This is a genomic window from Clavibacter sp. MX14-G9D (assembly GCF_032917815.1).
In the GTDB taxonomy this organism is placed as follows: domain Bacteria; phylum Actinomycetota; class Actinomycetes; order Actinomycetales; family Microbacteriaceae; genus Clavibacter; species Clavibacter michiganensis_K.
In genome coordinates, this window is the sequence record NZ_JAVCVL010000076.1 from 1 (window position 1) to 11,333 (window position 11,333).

Annotated in this window: 14 protein-coding genes; 4 read left to right on the plus strand and 10 right to left on the minus strand. The window is 74.3% G+C overall.

The genetic code is table 11. The annotated features are described in order from the left end of the window. The 5 genes from Q6969_RS08140 to Q6969_RS08160 form a co-directional block, all read right to left on the minus strand. Positions 1 to 1,192: Gfo/Idh/MocA family oxidoreductase (locus Q6969_RS08140; RefSeq protein ID WP_317229979.1), on the minus strand; the 1,192-nt coding region annotated here is incomplete at its 3' end. Beyond that, complete coding sequence (locus Q6969_RS08145; protein WP_104290402.1) at positions 1,189 to 1,962, minus strand: ThuA domain-containing protein; 774 nt, start codon at positions 1,960 to 1,962, stop codon at positions 1,189 to 1,191. The genes Q6969_RS08140 and Q6969_RS08145, both read right to left, overlap by 4 nt. A gap of 80 nt (positions 1,963 to 2,042) precedes the next feature. Continuing rightward, positions 2,043 to 2,930: a carbohydrate ABC transporter permease gene (locus Q6969_RS08150; protein ID WP_396335526.1), complete on the minus strand. Its 888-nt coding sequence runs from the start codon at positions 2,928 to 2,930 to the stop codon at positions 2,043 to 2,045. Further along, positions 2,923 to 3,912 (minus strand): sugar ABC transporter permease, encoded by a 990-nt coding sequence (locus Q6969_RS08155; RefSeq protein ID WP_317229980.1) that lies wholly within the window; start codon positions 3,910 to 3,912, stop codon positions 2,923 to 2,925. Before Q6969_RS08155 ends, Q6969_RS08150 begins: the two co-directional genes overlap by 8 nt. Next, entirely contained in the window at positions 3,912 to 5,150 is a 1,239-nt protein-coding gene (locus Q6969_RS08160; RefSeq protein WP_317229981.1) for an ABC transporter substrate-binding protein, read from the minus strand. Before Q6969_RS08160 ends, Q6969_RS08155 begins: the two co-directional genes overlap by 1 nt. A 230-nt stretch (positions 5,151 to 5,380) precedes the next feature. Between Q6969_RS08160 and Q6969_RS08165 the strand changes: the two genes are divergently transcribed. Further along, positions 5,381 to 5,926, plus strand: coding sequence for a dihydrofolate reductase family protein (locus Q6969_RS08165; RefSeq protein ID WP_317229982.1), 546 nt, complete (start codon positions 5,381 to 5,383; stop codon positions 5,924 to 5,926). A gap of 64 nt (positions 5,927 to 5,990) precedes the next feature. Here Q6969_RS08165 and Q6969_RS08170 read toward each other — a convergent pair whose 3' ends face one another. The 5 genes from Q6969_RS08170 to Q6969_RS08190 all read right to left on the minus strand — a co-directional run bounded on the left by Q6969_RS08170 (position 5,991) and on the right by Q6969_RS08190 (position 9,268). Further along, positions 5,991 to 6,974 (minus strand): NAD(P)-dependent oxidoreductase, encoded by a 984-nt coding sequence (locus tag Q6969_RS08170; protein WP_317229983.1) that lies wholly within the window; start codon positions 6,972 to 6,974, stop codon positions 5,991 to 5,993. Positions 6,975 to 7,082: 108 nt separating this feature from the next. Further along, on the minus strand, positions 7,083 to 7,670 hold the full coding sequence (locus Q6969_RS08175; protein ID WP_317229984.1) for an NUDIX hydrolase: 588 nt from the start codon (positions 7,668 to 7,670) through the stop codon (positions 7,083 to 7,085). Beyond that, a complete protein-coding gene (locus tag Q6969_RS08180) occupies positions 7,667 to 8,047 on the minus strand; it encodes a CrcB family protein (protein WP_317229985.1) in 381 nt (126 codons plus the stop codon). The genes Q6969_RS08175 and Q6969_RS08180 overlap by 4 nt, the downstream gene beginning before the upstream one ends. Further along, positions 8,044 to 8,577: a CrcB family protein gene (locus Q6969_RS08185; RefSeq protein WP_317229986.1), complete on the minus strand. Its 534-nt coding sequence runs from the start codon at positions 8,575 to 8,577 to the stop codon at positions 8,044 to 8,046. Before Q6969_RS08185 ends, Q6969_RS08180 begins: the two co-directional genes overlap by 4 nt. 418 nt (positions 8,578 to 8,995) lie before the next feature. Beyond that, positions 8,996 to 9,268 carry a hypothetical protein gene (locus Q6969_RS08190; protein ID WP_317229987.1) on the minus strand — a complete coding sequence of 91 codons (273 nt, stop codon included), beginning with the start codon at positions 9,266 to 9,268 and terminating at the stop codon, positions 8,996 to 8,998. Between the two features lie 197 nt (positions 9,269 to 9,465). Between Q6969_RS08190 and Q6969_RS08195 the strand changes: the two genes are divergently transcribed. The 3 genes from Q6969_RS08195 to Q6969_RS08205 all read left to right on the plus strand — a co-directional run. Beyond that, positions 9,466 to 9,720, plus strand: a complete 255-nt coding sequence (locus Q6969_RS08195; protein ID WP_317229988.1) for a DUF4287 domain-containing protein — start codon at positions 9,466 to 9,468, stop codon at positions 9,718 to 9,720. A gap of 80 nt (positions 9,721 to 9,800) precedes the next feature. Continuing rightward, positions 9,801 to 10,415, plus strand: coding sequence for a YdcF family protein (locus tag Q6969_RS08200; protein ID WP_317229989.1), 615 nt, complete (start codon positions 9,801 to 9,803; stop codon positions 10,413 to 10,415). 110 nt (positions 10,416 to 10,525) lie between these two features. Next, positions 10,526 to 11,333, plus strand: an 808-nt coding sequence (locus Q6969_RS08205) for a glycosyltransferase (RefSeq protein ID WP_317229990.1), incomplete at its 3' end; no start/stop codon positions are given.

Below are 11,333 nucleotides of genomic sequence, written 5' to 3' on the forward strand. Positions count from 1 at the left end.
CCGCGAGGCCCTCCGCGGCCGACGGCCCCTGGAGCGCCTCCCGCACGCCCCGCTCGCGCCACGCCACGAGCCGCGCGCGCACGTCGTCGCGCCGCTCGTCGGCGAGCGCGGTGGCGTACGCGCGGTCGAGCACGTCGTCGATGTCGAGGCGTGCGCCCGTGTCCTTCGACTCGATCGCGGCCTCCACCATGGCGAGGCTCATCACGTTGCCGTGCACCTCGCCGTGCGGCCGCTCGCCCGTGCGGAGCGCGCGGACGAAGGCGCGCAGCGACCCGGCGATCTCCACGCCCACCGAGTCGACCGGTCCGGGCTCCGCGGGCGGCCCGCCGGGCGCCTCCGCGACGTCGCTCGTGGGCTCGTGGTCGCCGTCCCAGAGGGCCGTGCCGTGGGCGCCGCTCAGGCGCCAGGATCCGTTCCACGACGTCTCCGCGCCGGGGCTGCACCAGCTGCCCGTGTAGACGTACCGCACCCCGCCCTCGAAGGTGAAGACGGCGGTGGCCCCGGCGTCGCCGGCGTACCAGCTCCAGGCGGGGTTGTACGACTCGCAGTAGACGCTCACCGGATCGGCGTCGAGCAGGTACCGGACGGCGTCGAACTGGTGCACGGCCATGTCGAGGAGGAGCACGTCGTCCATCTCCTCGCGGAACCCGCCGAAGCGCGGCGCCTTGAAGAACTCCGTGGTGACGATGCCGACGCCGCCGAGGTCGGCCGCCCGCCGCTTGAGGGCGACGAGGTGGTCGTTGTAGCGGCGCGACTGGCTCACCATGAACAGCTCGCCCGTGATCTCCGCGGCGGCCGCGAGCGACAGCCCCTCCGCGACCGTGAGCGCGACGGGCTTCTCACCGAGCACCGGCAGGCCCGCGAACAGCGCCTGCGTGGTGACGGGGTGGTGGGCGCGGGGGATGGTGACGTCGATCACCGCGTCCGGGCGCACCCGCTCGAGCAGCTCGCCGAGGTCGGTGGACGCCTCCGCGGACGCGCCGTGGGTCGACGCGCCCGCGCGGGCGGCCTCCTGGTCGAGGTCGACGACGCCGACGAGCTCGACGTCGGGATCCTCCGCGATGGTGCGCAGCCACGCCTGCCCCATGCCGCCGGCGCCGACCTGCACCACGCGCAGGCGGGCGCCGTCCGCGGGGGCGACGACCCGGTGGGCGGGCGCATCCGCGGACGTGCGCCGGGCGGTGTCCGTCATCGCTCCAGCGCCCCGGCGTAGTCGGCGCCCTGGAAGAACTCGCCCTGCTCGTAGCGCAGCAGCGTGGGCGTCTCGCGCTCGCGGTCGGGGCGCGCCCACTCGCAGGCGTTGGCGATCACGCGGCGGACGTCGGTGTGGTGGTACACGGGGAAGTCCTGGTCGCCGGGCGAGAAGAAGAAGATCCGGCCGAAGCCGCGGCGGTACGTCATGCCGCTGCGGAACACCTCGCCGCCGGTGAAGCCGGAGATGAATACGAGCTCGTCCGGGGTGGGCACGTCGAAGTACTCGCCGTACATCTCCTGCTCGTCGATGACGATCGGGTTCGGGACGCCGCGGGTGATGGGGTGCTGCGGGTTGACGGTCCACACCAGCTCGCGGTCGTGCTCGCTGCGCCAGCGGAGGGTGCACGTCGTGCCCATGAGCTTCGTGAAGATCTTCGACCAGTGCCCGGAGTGCAGCACGATGAGGCCCATGCCCGCGAGCACGTGGCGGTGCACGCGCTCGACGATCTCGTCCTCCACCTCCGCGTGGGCCGCGTGGCCCCACCAGGTGAGGACGTCCGTGCGGGCGAGCAGCTCCTCGGTGAGGCCGTGCTCGGGCTGGTCCATGGTCGCGATCTCGACGACGGCCTCGGGCAGGTTCTCCTGCACGCCCTCGGCGACGGCGCCGTGCATGCCCGTGGGGTAGCGCTCCTGCACGTGCTGCTCGATCCGCTCGTGGCGGTTCTCGCCCCAGACGGTGACGCGGAGGGGGGTGGGGGTGTCGGTCATGGTGTCTCTCTCTCGGAGGTGTCGTGCGGAGGGTCGGGAGGGGCGCGTCCCGTCGGGGGCGCGCGGCCGCGGGAGGCCGGTCACTTGACGGCGCCGCCCGTCGCGCCGGCCGCGATGAAGCGCTGCGCCGCGAGGAGCAGCACGATCGCGGGGAGCGAGGCGAGCACGGCCGTCGCCATCACCGTGCTCCAGTCGGCGGTGTACGTCCCGATGTACTGGTAGATCCCGAGGGTGATGGGGCGCACGTCGTCGGTCGTGGTGAGCGTCAGCGCGAACAGGAAGTCGCTCCAGGTGAACAGGAACGTGAAGAGCCCGGCCGTGATGACCGCGTTGAGGCTGACCGGCAGCACGATCGAGCGGAACGCCCGGAAGTTGCCGGCGCCGTCCACCTTGGCGGCCTCGATGATCGACGGCGGGATGTTCGCCATGAACGCCCGCATGATGAGGATCGCGAACGGGATGCCCGCGGTGGAGTCGGCGAGGATCAGGCCCGGGATGGAGTTGAGCAGCCCCACGTCGTTGTACGCGGCGTAGAGCGCGTTGGCGACGACGATGCCGGGGATCATCTGCGAGATGAGGATCCCGAACAGCACCGCGTTGATCCAGCGGAACCTGAACTGCGCCAGCGCGTAGGCGGCCGGGGTGGCGATGGCGAGGCTGAGCACCACGCTGCCGAGGGCGATCACGAGGCTCGTGCCGAGCGCCCGTCCCTGCTCGCGGAGCGCCGTCGCGTAGCCCTCGAACTGCGCCTCGAACGGGAACCAGGCGGCCTCGATGGCGGGGCCGGCCGGCTGCAGCGAGATGTTGATCATCCAGTAGACGGGGAACAGCATCAGGGCGAGGATCGCGATCCCGACGACCGTGGAGATCCAGCTGCGGTCGGCGCGCGGCCGCCGGGATCCCACGGGCTGCGGCGATGGCCCGCGGGACCGCCCGCGGGGGCGGACGGGGACGACGGTGTCACTCATCGACGGCCTTCCTGTTCGCGCGGAGGTAGACCACCGCGAACACCGCCGAGATGGCGATGAGGATGTTGCTGAGGGCGGCGCCCGATCCGAAGTCGAACTGCTGGAACGAGAGCGTGTACGACTGCGTCGCGATGGTCTGCGTCGCGTTCGCGGGCCCGCCGTTCGTGAGGCCGAGGATGATGTCGAGCACCTTGATCGTGTAGACGACGCCGAGCACGAGCACCACGCCCACCACGGGCCGCAGCAGCGGCCAGGTGATGTACCGGAAGCCCCGCCAGCCGGTCGCCCCGTCGAGGGAGCCCGCCTCGTACAGCTCCGGCGGGATGTCCTGCAGGCCGCCGTAGAGGATCGTCGTGTTGAACGGGATCCCGATCCACACGTTCACGGCGATCACCGTGATGAGCGCGAACGCGGGGCTCGTGAGCCACGGCACCGGGTCCTGCACGACGCCCGCGCCGAGCAGGAACTGGTTGAGCACGCCGGAGTCCTGGTCGAGGATCCACTTCCACACCGCGCTGGAGACGATGAGCGGCAGGAGCCACGGCAGGAGCAGCAGCGCCCGGAGCAGCCCGTTGAGCGGGAACGACCGGCGGAAGAACAGCGCGAGCACGAGCCCGATGACGAACTGGCCGAGGATCGAGCCCGCGGTGAAGAGGAACGTGTTGAGGAGGGCGGTCGAGAAGATCCCCGAGGAGACCACGGACGCGTAGTTCGCGAACCCGACCCACGGCGCCTCGCCCGTGTAGAACGTGGTCGTCGTGTACTCCTGGAAGCTCATGACGACGTTCTTCACGACGGGGAAGCCGAAGAAGAGGACGAGGTAGACGACCGCCGGCACCAGGAACATGGCCTGGAAGAAGCGCTCCCACCTCCAGCGGGGTCGGCGGCGCACGGGTCGCGGCGCGTCGGCCGCGGCACCGGCGCCCCGGTCCCGCCCGGTCGCCGGGGCGGCGGGGCGGGCCGGGACGGCGGTCGTCGCCATCAGCCCTGCTCGGCGTTCTTCAGCGCGTCCTCCGGCGAGGACTGCCCGGTCAGCGCCGACTGCACGGCCGTGTAGATCTTGGTGGCGGCCTTCGGCCACTCCTCGCCGAGCTCGCCGGTGCGGGCGCGGGCGTCGGCGACGAGGTCGACGAACACCTGCTCCTCGGGCACCTGCTCGCCGAACTGCGTGGCGACCGCGGTCTTGGACGGGATGGTGAAGCGCTTGGTGGCCATGTCGAGCTGGTTCTCGTCGCTGTTCAGGCACTCGACGACCTTCGCGGCGATCGCCTGCTTGGCCTCGTCGCCCGTCTGCGGGACGGTCCACACCTCGCCGCCGAGCGGGGCGACGGACGTGCCGCCGGCCTCGGGGGCGGGGATGCTGGCGATGCCGTACTCGACGCCCGACTCGGTGAGGGCGGGGATCTGCCACGGGCCGTTGACCATCATCGCCGTCTTGCCGGCCATGAACTGGTCGTTGACGTCGGCCTGGGTCCAGTTGACGACGCTCTGCGAGGCGGAGCCGTCCGCCACGAGGTCGGTCCAGAGCTGCAGGGCCTCCGCGGTCTCGGGCGTCGCGATGTCCTTCTCGTCGCCGCCGTTGGACCACATGAAGGGCAGGAACTGCCAGGTGCCCTCGTAGGTGGCGTTGGCGTCCATGGCGATGCCGTAGCGGTCGCCCTCGGTGAGCGCGGCGGACGCGGTCTTCAGCTCGTCCCACGTGGTGGGCGGCTGGATGCCGGCGTCGGCAAGCATCTGCGTGTTGTAGAAGAGCGCGATGGTGTTGACGGTGGGCGCGAGCCCGTAGGTCTTGCCCTCGTAGGTGCCGGCGTCCACCACGCCCTGCGCGTAGCCGTCGGTGGAGATGCCGAAGTCCTCGAGCGGGGCGAGCGCGCCGGTCGCGGCGATCTGCTGCAGGTCGGGGTTGTCGAGCATGAGCACGTCGGGGAGGGTCCGCGACGAGGCCTGCTGCAGCACCTTCTGGATGAGGCTCGAGCCCGGGATCGAGGTGCGCTTGATGGTCACGTCGAGCGACTCGCCGCACTTCGTGAGCGTCTCGCCGATCACCTCGTTGTCGTTGCCCTCGTTGTAGTAGTCGGTGACGGTGATCTCCGAGGGGCTGCCGCCCGAGGAGGATCCGCCACCGCCACCGCCGGAGCAGCCGGCGAGGACGAGGGGGAATGCGGCCGCGAGGGCTGCGGCGCCGACGAGGCGGCGGCGGGCGGTGGATCGAGGGGACATCGCGTGGTCTCTTCCTTGAGGTGGCGGTGGGTCGAGGCGTCGACGACACCGTGATCCGCCAGCTCCGCGCGCATCCGGGAGGCGTCGTCGCGCACCCGATGGCGGCGACGCTAACACCGGATCAGGGCTCGTGTAAAGCGGTTAACCGCAAACGTTCCCTCGCGGCCTCCTCGACGCGCGGCGGCCGGGGCCGGATGATGTGGAGCACCCCGAAGCTCGAGGAGGAGCCCGTGCGCAAGCTGACCGCAGGTCTGTTCATGTCCGTCGACGGCGTCGTGGAGTCGCCGAACCTGTTCCAGTTCGACAGCTTCGACGCGGAGCTCGGCGCCGGCATGGGGCGGCTGATGAGCACGGTGACCACGGCCGTGCTCGGTCGGCACGGCTACGAGGAGTGGTCGTCCTACTGGCCCGAGGCCCCGGCCGACGACGCGTTCGGCGCGTTCATCAACCCCATCGAGAAGCTCGTCGCCTCGCGCACGCTCACGGGCGACCTCGGGTGGAACGCGACGCTCATCGAGGGCGACGTCGTCGAGGCGCTCACCGCGCTGAAGCGGACGGACGGCGGCGACATCTCCCTGTTCGCGACGATCTCGCTGACCCGGCAGCTGCTGTTCGCGGGGGTGCTCGACGAGCTGACGCTCATGATGCACCCGGTGGTCGCGGGATCCGGCCGCCGGCTGTTCGAGCCCGACGACCCGACGACGCGGCTGACCCTCGTCCGCTCCGAGATCACGAGCGCCGGGAACGCGCTGCTCACCTACGCGCTGCGCGCCTGACCCGTCGCCGGCCGGTCGGCGGGCGCGTCAGGCCGGACGGGGCGTGTCAGGCCGACGGGGCGCGTCAGGCCGGACGGGCGACCGGCTCGCGGACGAGGTTCTCGAGGGGCTCCCCGACGAGGTGCCGGCGGAGCTGTGCCACGAGCAGGGCGGCCTGCCGGCCGTCCACGTCCCGCGTGTTCCGGCCCACGTGCGGCGTGACGATCGCACCCGGCAGCGTCCGCAGGGGGTGGCCGGCCGGGAGCGGATCCGGGTCGACGACGTCGAGGGCGGCGCGCAGGCGGCCCGACGCGACCTCGCGGACGAGGGCGTCGGTCACCACGAGGCGGCCGCGACCCACGTTCACGACGAGGGCCCCGTCCGGCAGGAGCCCCAGGAGGCGCGCGTCCACCAGCCCCTCGGTCTCCGCCGTGAGCGGCACGGCGAGCACGAGGACGTCCGCCGCGGGGAGCAGCGAGGGGAGCTCGGCGACCCCGTGGATCCGGTCATCGCCGTCCCTGCGGGCCGAGCGGGCGACGCGCACGAGGTCGACCCCGAAAGGCGCCAGCAGGTCGGCCACGGCCCGGCCGATGCCGCCGGCACCGACCACCACGACCCGGCTGCCGCGCAGGCCGGGCGAGGCGAGGTCCTCCTCCCACGCGCCCGCCCGCAGCGCGTCGCCGTGCCGGACGAGGTCGCGGCGCGCGGCGAGCGCGAGGGCCAGGACGAGCTCCGCGACGCTCGCGTCGGCGACGCCCGCCGACGTCGCCACCTGCACGCCGTCGAGGTCGAAGCGGGCCAGCCAGTCGATGCCGCCGGTGAGGACCTGCATCATGCGGAGGGCCGGCAGGCTCCCGAGGGCCGCCCACCCCGTCGCGCCGAGGGAGTGCGGGAGCGGGGGGATGCACGCCTCGACGCGGTCGAGCACGTCGGGAGCGAGGACGGTGCCCGGGGTCAGCCAGGCGACCTCGCGCCCGTGGGCCGTCGCGAGCGCGACCAGGTCGGCCTCGCCGGGCAGGACGCTGGGTCCGGCGAGGAGCAGCACGGGAGCGGGCAGGGCAGCGGTCACGGGATCCTCCGGATCGTTCGGGTCGACGGTCGGGGATAGACCCTCGCCGAAGCCGGAGGAGGCGCGCGCGGACTGTCCACGGGTGCGCCCTCGGCCGCGCGACCGGGATCAGTCCCGGCGGACCGCCCCGACCGGCGGCAGGAGGCCCTGCTCCGCGGCGGCCGCGCGCGCGATCAGCAGGGTCGGGTCCTCGACCCCGCCCGCGGCGATCATCGCGTCCAGCTCCGCCACGGGCATGCGCACGAGGCGCACCTGCTCGGACGGGTCGGAGCGGTCGGCCGTGCCCGCGGCGGTGGGAGCCGTGCACGCGAAGACGTGCACGAGCCAGGACGCCCGCCCGGGGTTGACGGCGTACGTGCGCAGGTGCCGGAGGTCGGGCGCGACGAGGCCCAGCTCCTCCTCGAGCTCGCGGCGGGCGGCGTCCTCGGGCCGCTCGCCCGCGTCGCCCGCGCCGCCGGGGAGGTCGAGGATCCACCGCCCGAGCGGGTGCCGGTACTGCCGCGAGAGCACGACCTCGTCCCCGTCGACCACGAGGGTCGCGACCGCGAAGGGCACGCTCTCGTCCACTTCGTAGCGCGAGGCGCTGCCGTCCGGCAGCAGCACGTCCTGCTCGACGAGGACGACGCGGCCGCGATGCAGGTCGCGTCGTCCGGTCGTGGTCCAGAGGGGCTCGGCCGCGGCCGACGGCGCGGTCACAGCGCCGCGCCCACGACGAGGCCGAGGCCCGCGGCGGCGATGCAGGCGACGAGCATCCCGAGGCCGTTCGCGAGGGCCGCGACCGGACGGCCCGCCTGCGCGAGGCGCACCGTCTCGACGCTCGCGGTGCTGAAGGTCGTGTATCCGCCCATCAGGCCGCCGCCGAGGATGAGCAGGAGGTCGTGCGGGAGGCCGGCCTGCGCGGCCGCGCCGGTGAGGAGGCCGAGCCCGAGCGATCCCGTGACGTTGATGACCGTGGTGCCCACGGGGTACGCCGTCCGGATCCGGCCGCGGATGAGGCCGTCGAGGAGCAGGCGCAGGGCGGATCCGACACCGCCGGCCACGCAGATCAGCGCGAACACGAGCGGGCCGGTCATGACGCGGACTCCGCGTCGCGGCCGGCCGCGTCACGGTCAGCCGCGGTGCGCCGGTGGAGGGCCGCACCCGCCGCGATCCCGGCGACGGACGCCGTCGCGCCCGCGACGAGGGTGAGCCCCGCGTAGGCGAGCGCCGCGCCGAGGGCGGGCCCCGCGAGCACGGCGGCGTCCGTGGCGAGCGAGCTGTAGGTGGTGAAGCCGCCGAGGACGCCCGTCCCCACGAGGAGGCGGACCACCCGGCGGCGGCCCTCGTCGGGACCCCGCCTCGCGAGCCGCTCCAGCAGGGCGCCGAGCGCGAAGGCGCCGACGACGTTGATCAGGAGGATCGTCACGGGGATGCCGCCGGCGGGTGCCGGCCAGGTGAGGGCGAGCGCCTCGCGGATGCCCGTGCCCGCGGCGCCGCCGAGCGCGACGAGCCCGAGGGAGGACCAGCGCAGGTGCACCGGGCGGGCCGGGTCCGCCGTGCCGGCAGGGCCGCCCGCGGGGACAGCGCCGCCGGGCTGCCGGGCGGATGGTCGGTCGTCGCTCATGGGCCTCCCCTCTCCGATGGCATCGCGGTGCCGTGAGACAGGGACCGTCGTCGACGCGATGTCGAGGTCCGGGGACGGCGAGCCCCACCGCCGCGCCTCCCGCGGGAGGCCCCTCCCGCACGGAGGACGCCCCATTGAACCACGGCCGTGGCGGACGACGGAGGGCGGGCGACGCCCCCTTGCCAGAGGCATGACCCCGGAGTCAAGGGGTCGCCGCGAAGCTGGCGGCGGATCGGGCCGCCTCCGTAGCCTGGGCGTGCGGAGATCGAGCCGACCGCCGCGGATCCGGACCCGGACACGTCGCACCACGGTGCGGCGCGCCACGCGACCGGCGCCGCCCGGGCCCCGGCGAGCACACGCGCGCGACCCGGGACGGCGCAGGTTCCGCGCCGTCCCGGGCTCCCGGTCGGCACGGCGATCAGCCGAAGCGGTACAGGTCCACGTCCTCGACGGGCGCGTCGTCGCAGAACCCGGCCGACTCCTCCTCGACGCGCTCGCGCACCTCGAAGCGGACGACGGAGCGCGGCGTCACGAGGATGGACACCTCCCCCTGCGACGCGGTGGAGAAGTCGACGAACCGCGACCCGTCGGTGACGGCGGCGACGATGCGCGACTTGAGCTCGGCGACGTCCTGGTCGTCGGCGAGCTGGAACGGATGTCCGTCGATGCGGATGCTGGTCGTGCTGTCCATGTGGCCCCCGAGGTTCCGGTGCCGGGTGAGGCCCGACGTACCTGACGAGCAGCCCACGGGGTCCGGGCGGGCGTGCACGCTGTGACTCCGATGCTAAGCCCGACGGAGCGCCGGCGCCGCCCCCTTGACAGCGGCGGGAGGGAGCGCGACGCCGACGCCCCGTGGCCGCGGGGAGCGCGGGCCGGTACCGTCGCACCATGAACGCGCACGGCATCGTCGCCCCGCCCCCACCCGCCGACGGGCAGGCGGTCCGCGGGCCCGCCTCCTACTTCCCGAGCATCGAGCGGACGTACGGGCAGCCGGTCCAGCACTGGATCGACCTCGCGGACGGCCGTCTCGACCAGGAGCCGCACATGCAGGTCGTGGCGTGGCTGAAGGCCGAGCACGGCCTCGGGCACGGGCACGCCAACGCGGTCGTCGCCTTCGTGAAGGCCGCGCGCTCCTCCGGCTGACGGGTCCCGTCCGGCCGGCCCCGTCCCGTGCCGCCCGGGCCCACCCGGCCCGCATGGGCCCCGCCCCGTAGCCTGGGCGCATGCGGACCCGCCGGATCGTCGTCGCCGTGCCGGCCGCGCTCCTCGCCGGCCTCGCGGCGGTGCTCCTCGCGAGCGAGGGGATCCACCGGCTCGCGAGCACGCGCGGCCTCGGCCGCCTGCGCCGCGAGGTCGGCCGCGAGGCGGTCGTCGTCCTGGGGTTCGGGGACGCCGGCCCGAGCGCGAACCGCGTCAACCGGTACCGCGTGCGCGCGGCGCTGCGCTCCATGGACCCGCGGGCGACGTCGACCGTGCTCGTCCTCTGCGGCGGATCCGTGCGGGGCGAGGAGCCCGAGGCCCGGATCCTCGCCCGCCACGCCCGCGAGTCGCTGGGCTACGCGGGCCCGGTCGCGCTCGACGAGACGAGCCGGAGCACCCGGGAGAACGTGGCGAACGCGATCCCGCTCGTCGAGCACGCCGACACCATCCGCATCGTCTCCGATCCCGTCCACGCCGAGGAGGCGCGCCGCATCCTGCACGGGCTCCGGCCGGACCTCGCCGCGCGGCTGGCCCGCGCCCAGGACTACCGGTTCGGCGAGGTGGCGTGGATGAAGCCGCTCGCCATCGTCGTCGCCGTCCTGCGGCGCCTGCGGGACCGCGTCGAGCCCCGCGCCTGACCGACGGGCCCGATACCGCATCCGCCGTCCGCGCGCGCGATCCCTCCCCCGCACGCAGCCGCATCCCCAGGCCGGATGCGCGCGCCGACCCGGGCGGCTAGCGTCACGCGGTGAGCACCCTCCGCCCTCTCCTCGTGATGGACTACGCCTTCTCCTACCTCGGCGGCGCGCAGACGGCCGTCGTCCAGCAGGCGCTCGCGCTCGCACGCGCCGGGCACGCGGTCACGGTCGCGGCGCCCGACGCGGGCTCGGTGACCGCGCTGCGCGGCACGGGCGTGACGCTCCACGACGTCGCGCCCTCCGTGCCGGTGCCGCTGCTGGGGCTGCCGCTCATCCGCGCCGACGCCGCCACGCGCCGCGACCTCGCCGCGCTGATGGACGAGGCCGGGACCGACCTCGTCCTCACGCACTCCGAGCACGGGCTCGCCGCGACCGCGCTGCGGCTCGGCCGCGAGCGCGGCATCCCGACGCTGCACACCGTGCACACGTTCTTCCTGCGCGGCCCGGCGTGGGGCGGCCTCCTCGCCCCCGCCGTGACGGCGATCCACCGCACGATGAGCGGGCTGCCGGATCCGCGCGTGCGACTCGCCCCGCGGCGGCTCGACAGCGCCCTGCGCGGCATGACGCTCGCCGCCTGCCGCGAGGCCGACGTCGTGCTCTCCCCTTCCGCGCACCAGGCCGCCGCGCTCCGTCGCGCGGGCCTCGGCGCCGTGGAGGTGCTGTCGAACACCAGCTGCACGGCGCGCGGGGCGTCCGCCGCGCTCCCGGACTCCCGTGCGCTCCGGCTGGTGTGGGCGGCCCGGTTCGCGCCGGAGAAGCGGCTCGACGTGATGCTGCGGGCGGTGGCCCTGGTCGGCGAGCGCCGGGGGCCGGACGCCGTCCACCTCGACGTCGCGGGCGGGCGCCCGCGGGGGGGGG